Raw genomic sequence first — 234 nt, forward strand, 5'->3', positions numbered from 1 at the left:
TATTTTTGTCACGTAAATCAATCACAAAGCTTTGTAAGTTTTGCAGTTCAGCCAATATTTTACTGACTTCTTTACTGAGTGGTGCCTGTGCTTCTTTTAACGCATGATAAGCCGCTTCTCTTGCGCTATCTGATGATGAGAAAAGTGTTATTTTTTCATCGAATGCAGAGTGTAATTCTGCTTTGTATACTGTTAATTTTTCAACAATATCAGCAATAGTAACCTCTTTTTCAC

General features: G+C 34.6%; 1 protein-coding gene. It reads right to left on the reverse strand.

Translation table 11 applies throughout. The annotated features are described in order from the left end of the window. Positions 1 to 234: hypothetical protein (locus AAEZ00_RS22210; RefSeq protein WP_351090217.1), on the reverse strand; the 234-nt coding region annotated here is incomplete at both ends.

This window comes from Shewanella sp. S1-49-MNA-CIBAN-0167 (assembly GCF_040310145.1).
In the GTDB taxonomy this organism is placed as follows: Bacteria; Pseudomonadota; Gammaproteobacteria; order Enterobacterales; family Shewanellaceae; genus Shewanella; species Shewanella psychromarinicola.